Consider the following 14422-nt stretch of genomic DNA (forward strand, 5'->3'; position numbering starts at 1 on the left):
ATCATGACCCAGCAAGGTTCCGACACAGCCGAATCCGGCGCCGCGGACGTCGTCGAGCGGCGCAAGGGCCGCTCGGGTCTGTCCGGCGTGGTCGATTGGCGCTTGGCCGCTAGAACCGGCTCGGCCCTCGCGCCCGCGGGTCCGCGCACGTCGCGCTATTCGGCCGAACAGGTCGTCGCCGAGCTCGCCGATTCCTCCGTGCGAGCCGAGGGGCCGGTCCGCGAGGTCAGCGGCTTGCTGGACGACCGGCCGGTCCCGGCGGCCAGGATCGTCGACCGGCCGGGGTGGATCGGAGCCGCCGCCGACTCGATGGCCCAGCTCACCGGCACCGGTGGGGCGCCGGTCGAGCGCAAGCCGCTGGCGGGCAAACCCGCCGGTGTGCAGGCGGGCGCGATGCTCGCCTTCCTGTCCACCGCGATCCTCGGCCAGTACGACCCGTTCACGGGACCGGACGGCACCCTGCTGCTGGTCGCGCCGAACATCGTGGCGGTCGAGCGCGCGCTCGGGGTGTCGCCGAGCGATTTCCGGCTCTGGGTCTGCCTGCACGAGGTGACCCACCGGGTGCAGTTCTCCTCGGCGCCCTGGCTCGCCGAATACATGCGCGCCAATGTCGAAGTGCTCGGCGAGGTCGGCGACGAGCCGGTGAGCGACATGCTGTCCCGGCTGGTCGAGGAGGTGCGCGACCGCCGCCGCGGAACAGCCTCCGATGACCCGGCGGCGCGCGGGGTGGTCGGCCTGCTGCGTGCCACGCAGGCACCGCCGCAGCGTGCGGCGCTGGACCGCCTGCTCATGCTCGGCACGCTGCTGGAGGGGCACGCCGATCACGTCATGGACGCGGTCGGCCCTGCGGTCGTTCCGTCGGTCGAGCAGATCCGCACCGCGTTCGACCAGCGGCGCAAGCGTCCCACCAACCCGGTGCAGCGCATCCTGCGCGCCCTGCTCGGCGTGGACGCGAAGGTCGCCCAGTACGTGCGCGGCAAGAAGTTCGTGGACGAGGTGGTCGCCACCGTCGGGACCACGCGGTTCAACACGGTGTGGACCGATGCCGAGACGCTCCCGCGCACCGACGAGATCGAGCAGCCGCAGCGCTGGATCGAACGGGTGCTGGCTTGAGCTAGCAGGGCCTTTTCTGCCCCGGCGGTCAACCGCCGAGTGAGGCAGGCCGGTAGGCTGCGCCCATGGGGCGTGCGCCAGGAACCACACCCGGGCGCTTCGGATCGGAGGCCGGGTCGTCCGGTTCCGTGCCGCCACTCGCGCCCGCCGCCGATCCCGCGCGGCGCCTGCCCGAGACCGCGGCCGTGCTCGCCGTGCGCAGGGCGGTCCGGGACTGGCTGGCCGATTTCGGACCGCGGGAGACCGACGAGCAGGCGGTCGCGGTCGCGCTCTCGGGCGGCGCGGATTCGCTGGCCCTCACGGCCGCGGCGGTGGTGGAGACGAACGCTGTTCACGCGCTGGTGGTCGATCACCGGCTGCAACCCGGTTCCGGCGCGGTGGCGGCCGAGGCGGCGGCCCGGGCACTCGCCCTGGGCTGCCGGTCCGCGCGGGTGCTTCCGGTCGAGGTCGGCACCGAGGGCGGTGTGGAAGCCGCGGCGCGCCGGGCACGCTACGCCGCGCTGGACGCGGCGCGCGACGGCCTGCCGGTGCTGCTCGGGCACACGCTCGACGACCAGGCCGAAACGGTGCTGCTCGGCCTCGCGCGCGGTTCGGGTGGCCGCTCTATCCAAGGGATGGCCCCGTGCGCCGAGCCGTGGGGGCGGCCGTTGCTCGGCGTGCGACGGGCGACCACCCGGCAGGTGTGCGCCGACCTGGGCGTTCCACCACACGACGACCCGCACAACGCCGCCCCGGAGTTCACCCGGGTCCGGCTGCGCACCGAGGCGTTGCCGCTGCTGGAGCAGATCCTCGGCGGCGGGGTGGCCCCGGCCTTGGCGCGCACGGCCGAGCAGTTGCGTGCGGACGGCGCGGTGCTGGACGCGCTCGCCGCCGAACTGCGGCACAACGCGAGTGATGGCCGGGCGCTGGTGATCGAGACCCTCGCCACTGCGCCCGCCGCCCTGCGGAAACGGGCAATTCGGGCATGGCTGCTGGACCACGGTGCGAAAGCCCTGACCACGAAGCATTTACAGGCAGTCGACGAACTGGTGACGGCTTGGCGCGGGCAGGGCGGTGTCGCGGTCGGCGGAGGAAGGCCGGGTAGCAGGTTGGTCGCCGGGCGCGAACATGGCAGGCTGACACTGCGGCTGAGTGAGGATGGGCATCGGAGGCGATGACGCAGACCGAACCGGCCCGACGGGCTCACCACCACGGAAGGAATTCAGCTGACGTGTACGGGGACGACATCGCGTCGGTGCTGATCACCGAGGAGCAGATCGCCGCGAAGACCCAGGAGCTGGCCGAACTCATCGCCAAGCGGTATCCCCCCGACGCACCCGAGGGTGACCTGCTGCTGGTGGGCGTGCTCAAGGGCGCGATCTTCTTCATGACCGACCTGGCCAAGGCGTTGCCGATCCCGACCCAGATGGAGTTCATGGCCGTCTCGTCCTACGGGTCGTCGACCTCCTCCTCCGGCGTGGTGCGCATCATGAAGGACCTGGACAAGGACATCGCGGGCCGCAACGTCCTGATCGTCGAGGACATCATCGACTCCGGGCTCACGCTGTCGTGGCTCAAGCGGAACCTCTCCACCCGCAACCCGGCGTCGCTCGAGGTGGTCACCCTCCTACGCAAACCCGACGCGCTACGCACGCCCGTGGAAGTCGCGCACGTCGGCTTCGACATCCCGAACGAATTCGTCGTCGGCTACGGCCTCGACTACGCGGAGCGTTACCGCGACCTGCCCTACATCGGCACCTTGGACCCCAAGGTCTACGGCGGCTGAGCGTCAGCCCGGCAGGATGCCGAAAATCGTTGCGGGGGAACCTGAACCACCGCGGTAGAGCGGTCCGCCCACCAGTACCCACGCGCCCGTCGCGGGCAGCGCGGCCAGGTTCGCCAAGCACTCCAGGCTGATCCGGTGCTCGCCGTAGAGCAGCTTCGACACCGCGTACGTCTCGTCGGTACCCAGGTCAGGGCCGAACGTATCGATGCCGAGCGCGCCTCGGCGGCCGAGCCTGCCGGTGCGCAACAGCCACTGCACCGTTTCCACCGCGAAACCCGGTTGGCGACCGGACGATTCGCCGGTGCCGACGAATTCCGGCGTACCCCACTTGGCGTCCCAGCCGGTCCAGGCGATCACCGCGGCGCCGTCCGGGATCCGGCCGTGCTCCGCCTCCCATCCCCGCAGATCGCCGACCGTGACGGCGTAGTCGCGATCCTCCGCGCAGAGCTGCCGGACATCGATCCGCACCGCGGGCAGCAGCAGATCGTCCAGCTCCAGTTCGTCCGCGGCCAGCCCGTCGGCGCGGAAATGGATCGGTGCGCCCCAATGGGTTCCGGTGTGTTCGCCCTGCTGGATGTAGCGCAGGTAGTAGCCGTCGTCGGCGATCGTGGCCACGAGGTCGGCGCGGAATTCGGGATCGTCCGGGTACAGCGGCGTGGTGGCCGGATCGTGGACGTGCGACAGATTCACCAACCGTCCCAGCGGGCGCGGTGTGGTCATCGGGTCCGCTGCGGAATCGCTCTGGCCAGCGCGAGCAGATCTGCTTCGAGGAGCCGGAACAGCCGGTAGGTCAGCACGAAGGCCAGGATGCCACCCACACTCAGCACGCGCACCGGAACGATCACCAACTCCAGGTCGGCGGCGTTGACGAAGGTCGCGCTCGCCACGCCCAGCAGCGGAACCGACGCCGCGACACCGAGATAGAAATTTCCGCGCTTGGCCAGCGCGCGCAGCTGCTTCTCGTCGCCGGGGCCGATGCCGCCGCGCACCAAGAGCTGTGGATAGATCGAGCGCACCGCGTAAACCATGATCGGGAAGAACGGATAGGCCAGCGCGATCGCCGCGCACACCACCTGCGCGGCGAAGAAATGCAAGAAGGTCCCGCGCGGCAGGTCGACACCCGAGAAGGCCAGACCCAGCGGCCAGATGATGCCCGCGACCAGCCAGAATCCGAAGGGTATCCAGACCGCCCAATCACCCATCATCAGCGTGTCCCGGCGCGCTTTCGCGAGCGTCCGCGCGGAGTACCCCTCGCCACGGCGGAGGCGGAACGCGATGGTGAGCGGCCGCCGGGTCATGAACAGCAGCAGCAGCGCGGCGACCGGAAACGCGACGAGATTGTTGATCAATCCGACCGCCGCGAATTTCTCTTGATCCGCCGCCGCCATCCGATCGATGATCAGGGCTTGGTTCAGCTGGATGTTGTAGAAGCTGGCCAGCACATTGGGGACGCCGACGCACAGCGCCGCGACCGGCAGCAGCCAGCCGCGCGCTCGGTACGCGAGGCTGTTCGGCGGGGGATCGACCAGGTCGCGTGCGCGGGTGTCCAGGCACAGGTCCAGTTGTCCCGCGAGTTCCGCGCCGCTGCGCCAGCGGCGCCGCGGGTCCGCGTGCAGGCACTCCAGCAGCACGCGGCGCAGCGCGGCCGGGGTGTCTTCGGGTAGGCGGGACAGCGCCGCGGCCGGGACGCCGTCGCGGCGCACCGCGAGCATCCGCGCGTACGTCTCGGTGACCGAACCCTCCTCGGTGGGCGGCGGATCGTCGAACGGACTCGCGCCCGTCAGCATTTCCCACAGCAGCACCCCGAGGGAGTAGACGTCGCTGGCGTTGCCCGGCGCGGGCGCACCGGGATCCAGATAATGGGCCAGCTGCTCCGGGGAGCGGTAGACGAGTGCGTCGGTCGCGCCGGGATCGCGTGGCACGGGGATGCGGGCCGCCGCCTCGCCGAGGGCGAAGTCGGCGAGCTTCGGGATGCCCTCCGCGGTGAACAGGACGTTCGCCGGCTTGATGTCGTGATGCAGTACGCCGTGGTGCTCGGCGTAATCGAGGGCGTCGGCCAGCCGCCTGCCCACCCACGCCACGGTCTCCGGCCAGCTCAGCCGCGCGATTTCGGCGCGCACGCTGGAATCCGAGGGCCGGATCTCGCCCTTGGCCTCCATGGCGGTGTCCAACGCGCGCAGCAGCAGCGCGCCGCCGTCGGTCACCGGGCCGCGACGGCGCTGCTCGAGGACGCCGACCGCGGTGCCGCCGGGGAGGTACTGCATGTAGACCAGGCGCGGCAGGGGGGCCGGCGGGGCCAATGGTGGCCTGCCCGTCGAGGCGTCGGCGTAGTCCCTCGGGATGGCGTCAGGAGCGATGGAGTCCGCCCGCGTCGCGTCCGGATCGTCGAGTACCGCGGTGCCATTGCCGGATTCCGCCGACTGCCCGGCCTCGTGATCGGGAACCGGCGTGCCGTCGCGGCGTGGGCGGCGCGCACGGTACGGGCTGGTGACAGTGGTGTCGTCGCTGCCTTCAGGGGTCCGGGGGGCGTGTGTCGCCGCTGCGACGGTGGCGTCGTCTGCGGCTGGACGTCGTTCGGTGTCGCGAAGGTGTGCCTCGGCCACAGTGGCGTCGTCTGCGGTCGGGCGTCGTTCGGCGGATAGGTCGGCGCGTTCGGTGCCGGGGAGGCCGGGGGCGGCGATGGTGGCGTCGTCGTCGGGGCGGCTCGCGGACCGGCCGGGCGGTGGGGCCGCGACGGTGGCGTCGGGTTCGAACGGCTCGGCGATCGCGGGGCGCGGCGCGGCGATGGTCGACTCCGCGTCGGCTGTGGTGGCGAGGGTGTGGCTGCCGTTCGCGGGCGCACCGGCGACGGTCAGGGTGCGTGCGGCGTCGGCGCTGAGCACCCGCTGGTCGAAGACGCGCACGATGTGGGCGTGGTCGAGCTGGGCCATCGTGTGCGGCGCACCCGCCCGTCCCGCCGAGAACCGGACGGCGACCAGCCGCTGCATGGAACGTTGCCTGGCCAGGAAGACCCGGCCGAGCAGGCCGGCGCCCAGGTCGGTGAGCAGGTCGAAGTCATCGATCCGCAGACCGGGCGCGAGGTCGGCGAGTGCGGCCAGGGCGTCGCTCGATTCGCCCGCCTCGTCGGCATCCTCGACGGCGAAATCGGCGAGGCGTTCGCGGATGGCGTCGGCGAGGTCCGGATATTCGGCGAGAAAGTCCTCCGTCGGCAGCGGTCCGCGTCCGCGGCGCGCCAGGAATTCCTCGCACACCAGATCCAGGAGTCCGGGGCTGCCCGCCAGCTCGATAAATTCCTCGCGATACTCCGCGATCCGCTTGCCGAGCCCTTCGCGCTCCCAGCGCCGCCGCAGATCCACTCGGATCAGATCGACGAGGACGGTCAAGCGCACCTGCGTGCCGTCGGGCACGTAGTCGCGGATCTGTGGCGGCAACCGATCGCTGTGAAGGCTGCGTTGCCAGTCGGCGGCGAACCGGACGACGGCATCGGTGCGCGGAGAACTCACGTGTCGGTCTCCACGTCGGCCGTTTCCACACGTGCGGATCGGCCCTCGGGAGGCCCCTGTCCGGCAGCTTCGGGGTCGACAACCCGCTCCAGCGCCCGCAGATCCGCTTCGAGCGCACGAAACAGCAGATAGGTACCCACGAACGCGAGTATGCCCCCTACGCACAGCAGCCGGACGGCGAAGATCACCGACGGGATGTCGGACGGGGGCAGGAAGGTCACTCCGGCGACCGCGAGCAGCGGCACCGAGGCGGCCACCGCGAGATACCCGTTGCAGCGCCGGTCCAGGCCGCGCAGCCACACCGCGTCGGCGGGGCTGATGTCCCCGTGCCGCAGGAACACCGGATATATGCACCGCACCATGTAGAAGGTCAGCAGGAAGAAGGGATAGGCGACCGCGATGGCGCCGCAGACCACCAGCGAGGAGAAGAAGTGCACTATGGCGCGCGCCGATATGTCTCCGGTCGACACTTGTAGCGCGAGCGGGAAGATCATTCCGGCCAGTACCCACAGTGAGAATGCCACGGCCACGGCACGATCGCCCATCAGCAGAGCGTCCCGTCTGGCGCGCTGTAAGGTCTGCGGGTCGTACCGTCGTCCTTTGCGCAGACCGCGCGGCACGGTGAGCACGTATCTGGCCATGTACAGCACCAGCGCTATACCGGCCGGGAAGAAGATCGCGTTCACGGTGCCGGTGATGATCAGGAAGGTCTGCTGGGCATTCTCGGTCATCCGACTGATGATCAGGTGTTGGTTGTGCTGGATGTTGTACAGCGAAGCCAGCACGTTCGGCAGTGCCACCGCCACCAGCGCGATCGGCACGATGTACGGGCGCAGCCGCCGCCGCCAGCTGTTCGGCGCGGGATCGACCAACTCCCGCGCGCGCCCGTCCAGGCACATCTCCAGCTGCCTGGCCAGCAGCGCGCCTCTGGACCAGCGGTCGGCCCGCTCCGGTGCGAGACAGGTCAGCAGCACGCGGCGCAACGCGGCGGGGCAGTCGGGCGGAACCCGCTCCAGCGCGGCCGCGTCCACGCCGCTGCTGCGCCGCTCCAGCATGGCTTCCAGGGTGGTGTCGTCGCCGTGCCTGCCCGCCCCCGCCGTGCTGTCGTCGAACGGCTTCGCGCCGGTGAGCAGCTCCCACAGCACCACCCCGAGCGAATAGATGTCCGCGCGGGTGTCCAGGTCGGCCGCGTTGCGACCGAAGCTGGGATGACAGGCTTCCAGCTGTTCCGGCGACATGTATGCCAGTGAGCCGCCGAAGTAGGCCACCGGGCTGGTGCCTTCCACGTTGCGGCTGAAGCTGATGTTGAAGTCGGCCAGTTTCGGCACGCCCTCGGCGGTGAGCAGGACGTTGGCCGGTTTCACGTCGCGGTGCAGCACACCGTGCGAGGAGGCGTAGTCCAGCGCCTCGGCCAGTCTGCGGCCCAGCCAGGCCACCGTCTCCGGCCAGCTCAACCGCGCGAGTTCGGCGCGCACGCTGGAATCGGTCGGCCGGATCTCGCCCTTCTCCTCCATCGCGACGTCCACGGCGTCCAGCAGCAGCCGGCCGCTGCGCTCGGCGGGCGGGGTGGCGCGCACCCAGCGCAGCAAGCCCAGCAGCGTGCCACCGGGGAGGAATTGCATGTAGAGCAGTCGCAGCCGGCGCGCGGCGCCCTCGGCGTCGTCGAGCAGCCGCTGGTCGAAGACCCGCACGATGTAGTCGTGGTCGAGTTGGGCCAGCGTCTGCGGCTCGGTGCCGTGATCGGCGGAGATCTTCACCGCGACCAACCGTTGCAGTGAGCGTTGCCGCGCGAGGAAGACCCGGGCGAACGCGCCGCTGCCCAAACCGGTCAGCAGATCGAAATCATCGATCCGCTGCCCGATCTCGATGCGGTCGAGCGCGATGTAGCGCACCGGTCCGGTACCGATCGTCGTGGGCACGGCGGTGGCCGTGCCCATCGGATCGGCGGCGGTCGTTCTGGTCATCTCAGAATCACGAGAGGACTCGGCGGTTTGGTTCAACGCGGTGTCGGCGAGGTCGGAGCCGGGGTGCGCGAGGGCGGTCCGGGTGGAATCGTCCAGCGTCGCGCGACGCGTGCTCTGGTCGAGCTCGTCGGCGTTCAACAACTCGCGCAGTTCCTCCGCCTGCCGCGGATATTCGCGCAGGCATTCGCGTGGGTCGACCCGCTCCCCACTCTGGCGGCGGATGACGAACTCCTCGTACACCAGACCGGCCGGAATATCGTCGGACCCGAGTTCGGGAAATTCGGCGCAGTAATCGGCCAAGCGCATGCGAGCGGCGTGTTCCGGCGCGGACCCCGGACGGTGCAGCCAGCGATGACGTAAGTCGACGCGGATCAGCCCCAGCAGGGCTTCGCGGCGCAAGGTCGTGGCGTCGGGAAGGAATTCGGCGATGGTCGGTGGGCGCCGGGCGGATTTCCACGCCGCGGAGAACGCCGCCACCGCGTCGGATTCGGCACGTAACAGCCCGCCACTCCTCGCACGGGTGGAAACACCTGTGTCGGGATCGAAACTTCTCTCAGAGTTCACACTCATGCTCGGACCTAGTGGCTCGGCGGACGCCGCGGTATCCGCATCGGTCTTTGGCCGGATGAGGCGAAAATTTCTCGCCACACCCGACTCCATCATCCCCCGCGCCGTATTCGAAATGATAACTTGCGGCTCGACAGTGGATCACCCGATTTCGACAACGACGCGACGGGGGATGACCAGCACATGTCTGACGAGGCCGCGGTAGTGGCGAACGGCTCGATGTCGGCGGCGAAGGCCGCGCCGCGAACAACCGTTCCGAATGCGAAGACCACCGAACCGACGCTCACCGGAGTACGAGTGACCGCGGTCGGCGAACGGCCGGAGCGCCTCAGGGAGGCCGGATCCGGCTCGGAGCGCGGCCCGGCCGCCACGATCGCGGCCTGCGTGCGCGACGGCCTGCTGCATCCCGGCCAAGTGGCGGCGGACGCAGGCACGCGGATCGCCGCGGCGGACCGGAAGGACAACGTGTTCAGCGTCCTTCGCGCCGAGCAGGCCATGGCCGAGTCGGTCGGCCTGATGGAGCGCGCCGACCTCGACGTGCTGCCGATGGCCGGTGTGCCGGTCGCGGTCGAACACGGGACCCCGATCGCGGGCGAGCCCGCGCCGTGGGGTCCGGCGGCCACCACGGATCATCCGGTGGTGGCCAGGCTGCGCGCGGCGGGTGCGGTAGTCCTCGGGCACGTCGCGGCCCCCGAACTCGGCCGTTGGTCGACCAGCGCGGGCACCGAGCGCGTCATCCGCAATCCGTGGAACCCGGCACGCAACGCGGGCAGCGCGGCCGCCGCCGCGGTCGCGGCCGGGCTGGTCCCGGTGGCGCACGGCAGTGACGGTTTGGGCGCGGTGCGGGTCGCCGCCGCGTGCTGTGGGGTCTTCGGCATCAAACCTGGGCAGCACACGGTCCCCGATGTGGGCGCGTGGGCGGGCTCGGTGGAAAACGGTGTGCTCGCCACGAGCGTGGACGACGCCGCGCTGGCGCTGTCGGTCCTGGCGGCGCGGCCGGACCTAGCCGAGGTGGACCCACCCGGCCGACTACGCATCGGCCTGGCCGTGGATCCGCCTTCTCCGCTACTGCGTGTCGACCGGCACTGGACGGCAGCCGCGCGCAGAGCGGCCTCGGTGGCCGCGGCGGCGGGCCACTTGGTCGAACCCGCCGCGCTACCGTACGGAAACGCCGTGTTCGCGGCGTTTCTACGCTGGCTGGCCCTCAGCGCACGCGACGTCCCCGCGCTACCTGAGCCGGACCAGCTATCCCGCAGAACCCGCCGTCGCCTGGCCCTCGGCCGGGCGGTGCAGCGGTTCCGGCTCGCCCACCCCGCCCAGATCGACCGGGTGGAAGCACGACTACTGGAGTTCTTCGAGCGTTACGACGTGGTGATCACTCCCACGCTCGCCGCCCCGCCGCCCATGGCGCGGGCCTGGCACTTCCGCGATCGACCGGCCACTCTGCTCGCCGGTGCGCGATTGGCACCTTTCACCCCGCTGTGGAACCTTGTCGGCTGGCCCGCCGCCTCCGTTCCTATGGGCATGCACCCTCGGTCGGACACGCCGGTAGCCGCTCAGTTCGCGGGATCACCCGGCAGCGAATCCACCCTGTTGCGGCTGTCCGCGCAGATGGAGGCCCGCTGTCCCTGGCAGCGCACCGCGCCCTGACCCGCTGGTTCAGACGCTGACCGGCGACTGCTGCGCCGCGAAACCGCCGTCGACGGCCCGGCCGGCGAACTCGAGGATGGTCGGCCGGTTGTCGTCGGCCCGCCACGCCACGGCGAGTTCGCACGGCGCGAGGCCCGACACCGGGCGTGCGGTCAGACCGGGCCAGCGGTACATCGGCACATTGTTCTCGGCGAGCAGGAGCACGCCGAGGCCGAGACTCACAGCTTCCAGCTTGTCCTCGGCAGTCGCGGCCTCGGCGCCGATCTTCGGCGCGCGGCCGCCGCGTCCGTCGTTGCCGAGCCAGAAGTCGCGCACCGCACCGGCTTCGGTGGGCAGTGCCACGAACGGCTCGTCGAGCAGATCGGCGAACTCGATGGTCTCCGAGGCGGCCAGCGGGTGGTTCTCCGGAAGCAGCACCCAGCGCGGTTCGGTACGCAGTACCTGCCAGCGGTAGCGGCTCTGGTCCGGCAGCGGGAGCCAGACCAGCGCCAGGTCGGCCTGACGGCCCGCGAGCCCGCTGGAGGGATCGGTCCACGAGGCCGCGTGCAGCGCGAGGCGATGTCCGCTCGCGCTCTCCAGATCGCTGAGCAGGCCGCGGCCGAGCGCGGACTGGATACCGACGCGCAGCACCTCGCCGGCCTCCTGGAGCGAGACGTTGGTGACCTCCCACAGCTCCAGGATCTTGCGGGCGCCTTCGAGCAGCTCCTTGCCCGCGACGGTCAGCGCCACACTGCGCTGGTTGCGGTCGAACAGGACCACGTCGAGCTGACGTTCCAGCTGACGGATCTGACGCGACAGGGTGGGTTGTGCGATGTGCAGCCGCTGAGCGGCGTTGGTGAAGTGCAGTTCCTCAGCGACGGCGACGAAATACCGCAGGTCGCGCAAGTGCGGGTCCATAGCCCCTTGCTATCAGAATCAGTCCGGAATTTCCAGCCTTATCAGGCCGAAAAGTTCGGATACGGGTGCCGAAACAGTCGACAGGTTTGTTAGAGACAGCATATTGCTTGCGATGGTACTGCGCACTAGGCAGTTGGCGAATTCTCGGCACGCGCCGACGGTTATCGCCGCCTTTCCCTACCTGGGCGCTTGACCAGCAGTAATAGCAGCATAGCGGGGCGGCGGTAGCGGATTGTGGACACCGCTGCGGTTGCCGCCTATCGGCTGAGAATTTGCCGCTGACCGGCTGCCCGGGGTGGCGGAGTCATCAGGTGATCTTCCTCACAAAAAAGTTTTCGAACGCCTCGGCGGTCGCCCCCGGTGTGCTCCAGAACGCAGCGAGGCGCCACGGTCGAGACGAATCCCGGCCGTGGCGCCCCGGCTCGGCGCCCGCGCTCACGCGCCGCGGGCGCGCTCCTCGTATGCCTTGCGCTTGTCGGCGTCGACGTCGTCGAGGAACGCGCGGCCGGACCCCAGCGCCCGGCCGATGCCGTCCCCGAGCGCCTCCGGCAGCAGGCCGACGAACTGCGAGATGAACCCTGCCACCGCGGTCACCCGGACCTTCGACTTCGGCGCGACGATCAGCTTGGCGACGGCGTCGGCGATCTCCTCCGGCTCGGCGGGACGCAGCAGTTTGGGCGGGGTGACGCCGGAACCGAGTTCGGTGTTGGTGAGCGTCGGCAGCACCGAGGAGAAGCGCACGCCGGTGCCGCGATACTCCTCCCGCAGCGTGTCGGTGAACCCGAGCACCGCGTGTTTGCTGGCGTTGTAGGTGGCCAGGCCGGGGATGTGGGTCTCACCGGCCAGCGAGGCGATGTTGATGATGTGCCCCGTGCGGCGCGGCAGCATCCGGCGCAGCGCCAGCTTCGAGCCAAGGATCACGCCGTAGACGTTGATGTCCAGGATGCGCCGGGTCAGCTCCTCCGGCTCGTCAACCACCTTGCCGGTCGGCATGATGCCCGCGTTGTTGATCAGCACGTCGATCGGGCCGAGGGTGCGCTCCACCTCGTCCAGGAAGCCGTCGAACGACTCCTGATCGGTGACGTCGAGCTTGCCGTAGTGCTCGAAATTCCGCGCGGTGCCCGACTCCTTGACGGTGGTCTCGTCGATGTCGCCGATCGCGATCTGCGCGCCGAGGGCTTGCAGCGCGGTCGCGGTGGCGAGCCCGATGCCGCGGGCCCCACCGGTGATGACGACGACCTTGCCGCGGATCTGCTTCGTTTCGGTCACTTGCCGTCTCCCTCGAGCTTCAACAGGGCCGGAATGTCGAGACGCCGCAGACCGCGTGCGCCCGCCGCGCGCATCGCGCCGAGCGCGACCAGCAGCTTCGGCATCGAATACGGGTACCAGAACAGTTCTTTCTGCTGGGTCGGCAGGATCGGCGTGGTGAGCGCCTGCTGACGGCAGTATTTGCGCACGCCGTTCGCGCCGCCCCAGCGGGCGCCGACGCCGGACAGACCCCAGCCGCCCATCGGCAGCGCGTAGCTGAACAGGTTCGCGAAGACGTCGTTGATATTGACCGCGCCCGCGTTCAGCTGTCGCGCGATCCGCTCGCCGCGCGCCTTGTCGCCGGTCCACACCGAGGCCGAAAGCCCGTAGACGGAGTCGTTGGCCAGCCGGATCGCCTCGGACTCGTCGGCCACCTTCATCACCGGCAGGGTGGGCCCGAAGGTCTCCTCGCTGACGCAGGACATGGTGTGGTCGACGTCGACCAGCACGGTCGGCTCGAAGGCGGTGCCGAACCCGGCCCGCTTGCCGCCGGTCAGCACCTTCGCGCCGGCCGCGACGGCCTCGTCGACGTGGCGCTGCACGATGGCCACCTGGTTCTCGTTGGCCAGCGCACCCACGTCGTATTTCGACTCGCGCCCGTCCAGCCCTTGGCGCAGCGCCTTGACGTTGGCGGTCAGCTTCGCGACGAACTCGTCGTACACCGGCGCCTCGACATACACCCGCTCCACGGAGATGCAGACCTGGCCGGAGTTGAACATGCCGCCGAAGGCGATACCGTGCGCGGCGCGATCGAGGTCGGCGTCGGCGAGCACGATGGCCGGGTCCTTGCCGCCGAGTTCGAGGCTGTAGGGCACCATCCGCTCCACGCACGCGGCGGCGATCTTCCGGCCGGTCGCGGTGGAGCCGGTGAACTGGATGTAGTCGGCGTTGCCGACCACGGCCGCGCCGGTCGCTCCCGCTCCGGTGACCACGGCCAGGACCGGCGGCGCGCCGATCTCGGCCCAGCCCTTCGCCAGTTCGAGCGCCGAGAGCGGCGTCACCTCGGACGGCTTGAGGATGACGGCCGCCCCGGCGGCGAGCGCCGGGAACACGTCCATCACCGGCATGGCCAGCGGGAAGTTCCACGGCGTGATGACGCCGACCACCGGATAGGGCCGGTAAACCGTGGTCAATCGCTTGACCCGGGCCAGCGGACTGTGCGGCGACGGGTGATCGTCGGCCAGGAATTTGGCCGCGCGGCGCGCGTAGTAGCCGATCAGGTCGGTGGCGAAACCCGGGTCGATCAGCGCGTCCACCCGGGGCTTGGCCGTTTCGGACTGCAGCACGGTGGCCAGGCGGTCGGTGTTGTCGATCAGCCAGTCCTGGAACTTCAGCAGCCAGACTTTGCGGCCCTCGGGCCCGATCGCCTCCCACTCCGGCTGGTACAGCCGCAGTTCGCGCACCTTGGCCGCGACGGCCTCGGCGGTCTCGTCCAGCACCGTGCCGACGACCTCGCCGGTGCCGGGATTGCGCACCTGGATGACGGCGGGACCGTCCTTCTTCGCGGTCGTCTCGCGTGCCTGCGCCTTCTCGGTCGCGGGCGCGGGTTCCGTATTGGTCACTGCTGTTCTCCCACTGACGTTGTGTTGAACCGCCGCTGACTACTGTGAGTCAGGCCACTGAACTATGATCGTGACACAATTCGAAGAGACTTT

At 70.1% G+C, this 14422-nt stretch carries 10 protein-coding genes; 4 read left to right on the forward strand and 6 right to left on the reverse strand.

What is annotated here, in order from left to right; translation table 11 throughout:
* Nucleotides 1–3: 3 nt before the first annotated feature.
* From LTT66_RS14960 to hpt, 3 genes are all read left to right on the forward strand, one after another.
* Nucleotides 4–1113, forward strand: a complete 1110-nt coding sequence (locus tag LTT66_RS14960) for a zinc-dependent metalloprotease (protein ID WP_233067814.1) — start codon at nt 4–6, stop codon at nt 1111–1113.
* 65 nt (nt 1114–1178) lie between these two features.
* Nucleotides 1179–2270 (forward strand): tRNA lysidine(34) synthetase TilS, encoded by a 1092-nt coding sequence (gene tilS, locus LTT66_RS14965; RefSeq protein WP_233067817.1) that lies wholly within the window; start codon nt 1179–1181, stop codon nt 2268–2270.
* Between the two features lie 53 nt (nt 2271–2323).
* Entirely contained in the window at nt 2324–2878 is a 555-nt protein-coding gene (hpt, locus tag LTT66_RS14970; RefSeq protein WP_040864524.1) for a hypoxanthine phosphoribosyltransferase, read from the forward strand.
* Between the two features lie 3 nt (nt 2879–2881).
* Here hpt and LTT66_RS14975 read toward each other — a convergent pair whose 3' ends face one another.
* The 3 genes from LTT66_RS14975 to LTT66_RS14985 are packed head-to-tail and all read right to left on the reverse strand — an operon-like array spanning nt 2882 to nt 8915.
* Entirely contained in the window at nt 2882–3598 is a 717-nt protein-coding gene (locus LTT66_RS14975) for a cyclase family protein (RefSeq protein ID WP_233067820.1), read from the reverse strand.
* The gene (locus LTT66_RS14980; protein ID WP_233067822.1) at nt 3595–6381 is read right to left on the reverse strand and encodes a protein kinase domain-containing protein; all 2787 of its coding nucleotides are present in this window, start codon (nt 6379–6381) and stop codon (nt 3595–3597) included. The genes LTT66_RS14975 and LTT66_RS14980 overlap by 4 nt, the downstream gene beginning before the upstream one ends.
* Complete coding sequence (locus LTT66_RS14985; protein ID WP_233067824.1) at nt 6378–8915, reverse strand: serine/threonine-protein kinase; 2538 nt, start codon at nt 8913–8915, stop codon at nt 6378–6380. The genes LTT66_RS14980 and LTT66_RS14985 overlap by 4 nt, the downstream gene beginning before the upstream one ends.
* Before the next feature lie 180 nt (nt 8916–9095).
* On the opposite strand from LTT66_RS14985, the gene LTT66_RS14990 reads away from it, so the two are divergent.
* Nucleotides 9096–10562, forward strand: coding sequence for an amidase family protein (locus LTT66_RS14990; protein WP_233067826.1), 1467 nt, complete (start codon nt 9096–9098; stop codon nt 10560–10562).
* A gap of 9 nt (nt 10563–10571) precedes the next feature.
* On the opposite strand, the gene LTT66_RS14995 is transcribed toward LTT66_RS14990, so the two are convergent.
* The 3 genes from LTT66_RS14995 to LTT66_RS15005 form a co-directional block, all read right to left on the reverse strand.
* The gene (locus LTT66_RS14995) at nt 10572–11459 is read right to left on the reverse strand and encodes a LysR family transcriptional regulator (RefSeq protein ID WP_181719076.1); all 888 of its coding nucleotides are present in this window, start codon (nt 11457–11459) and stop codon (nt 10572–10574) included.
* Between the two features lie 435 nt (nt 11460–11894).
* Entirely contained in the window at nt 11895–12728 is an 834-nt protein-coding gene (locus LTT66_RS15000) for an SDR family oxidoreductase (RefSeq protein ID WP_233067828.1), read from the reverse strand.
* Nucleotides 12725–14329: an aldehyde dehydrogenase family protein gene (locus LTT66_RS15005; protein WP_233067830.1), complete on the reverse strand. Its 1605-nt coding sequence runs from the start codon at nt 14327–14329 to the stop codon at nt 12725–12727. Before LTT66_RS15005 ends, LTT66_RS15000 begins: the two co-directional genes overlap by 4 nt.
* Nucleotides 14330–14422: the final 93 nt, after the last annotated feature.

Origin of the sequence: Nocardia gipuzkoensis, from assembly GCF_021183645.1 — a bacterium.
GTDB classification, from domain to species: domain Bacteria; phylum Actinomycetota; class Actinomycetes; order Mycobacteriales; family Mycobacteriaceae; genus Nocardia; species Nocardia abscessus.